1 protein-coding gene is annotated in these 1,672 nt (G+C 32.3%); it reads left to right on the top strand.

Annotation, left to right across the window (positions count from 1 at the left end; all coding sequences use genetic code 11):
- Positions 1–183 precede the first annotated feature (183 nt).
- Positions 184–1,269: a M23 family metallopeptidase gene (locus CQA44_RS11970; RefSeq protein ID WP_258865045.1), complete on the top strand. Its 1,086-nt coding sequence runs from the start codon at positions 184–186 to the stop codon at positions 1,267–1,269.
- The last annotated feature ends 403 nt before the right edge of the window (positions 1,270–1,672 follow it).

Here is a 1,672-nt window from a genome sequence, read left to right on the forward strand (position 1 = left end):
AGTAAGAATATATTAACATTCTTTATTGCAATTATGGAATCACTCATGGTTTTTAATTAAGCAGATTCTAAGTTTTCATATTTTAGAATTTTAGTCTCTTTGTTTTGTATTGTGGTATGCTGCCTTAAATAGATTCGGGAATTCGATGTCCCCTAATTCTCTATCAATGAAGAAGTAATAGATATGAATAGATTGATATTTTCATTAACTATAAAGTTTTTTGTTGCTGTTTTTTGCTTTGCTGGGCATTTTGCCTTTGGAGATTCTATGATTGATTTTTCTTTGCAAAGTCTATCAAATAATTCGCAAGTTAGGGACAGTTGGCAGTGGCAGCCAGAATCAAGTATCCATTCATCTCCTCGCATAAAATCTACTCCCGAAGTCAAGCCTTATCAGGAAAACATTATAACAAGAGAAGATTTTAAGCGAGCAATAGACGGTAACAATACAGACTTAATCAATAAGAATTTAGCAAGCAAGGATTCATCTCATGTTAAGAGGATTAATCAACAAGAAAATATTGTGTTTGTTGATAATGGCAGAACCTACATTGCCGTTAATGATGAGAAAAATCCAAAACCATTACAAGTTGGTAAGAAAACATTACAATGGCTGAAGCACCCTAAAGATAAAACAAAAAAGATTGCTTTTATTCCTATCCATTACTACGAGCAAGATGGAGATTTTATGCTTCATAATGGATTGATTCTCCGAATCAAGCGGGGAAATTATAAAAAAGAAAAAATTATTATTGCAGATTCTAGTAAGGTACAACCCAATAAAGCCGCCAATGAACGCATACAAAAGGAACTAGCTGAAGCAAATCAGGTTTATAGGACATACACACCAACACGTTATTGGAGTACTCCCTTTATTTATCCTATAAAGAGCGTTGTTACTAGTCCTTTTGGCTCTGCTAGGGTTTTTAACAATGAAATAAAAAGTTATCATAGCGGCACAGATTTTCGCGCTGCGATAGGAACGCCCCTACGAGCTAGCAACGATGGGGTTGTAGTAATTGCTAAGGAAAGATTTCTTGCAGGAAAATCTGTGGTAATTAGTCATGGTGAAGGTGTGTTTAGCCAATATTATCATTGTAGTAAGATTAAGGTAAAAACTGGAGACAAAGTCAAAAAAGGAGATATTATCGCATTAAGTGGGGATACGGGTAGAGTGAGTGCAGCACATTTACACTTTGGATTTATTGTTAATGGAGTGTCGGTTGATCCCTTGCAATTTATTGAAGAGGTAAATAAATTGTTTAATTGATAGGGGGAAGTTGCTTTTTCTGCAGCTTTGATGATAAGGGGTTAATTTACAATGATTGGAATTGAGTAAATGATGCTAAGCGATGTTAAAAAATTCATAATCTGAATTATTTTGTATCAACACAAAACTACAGATTCGATTTTAACAATTCTTGATATAAGTTTTTGTTTTTTATTGTGTGTTATCTACAGTGCCGTGAAAATTATGTTTTTGTTTTTCTTAGATACCAGATAAAGACTCTTATATCCTTAATATTTATCTATCTAAAACAATGAATTCTCTCTTAATGTAATTCCTATTTTCAAAAATTAACATCTTATTCTAATAGAATATTATGTTGTCTTAATATTTAATTTTTTAATGTTTTTGGTATGACTCTAAAAACTTGAATGGATTATAGAAC

Source organism: Helicobacter sp. MIT 14-3879 (assembly GCF_003364125.1).

Coding starts and splice junctions, on each gene's coding strand:
- CQA44_RS11970 (WP_258865045.1), top strand. CDS start 184: ATGAATAGATTGATATTTTCATTAACTATAAAGTTTTTTGTTGCTGTT.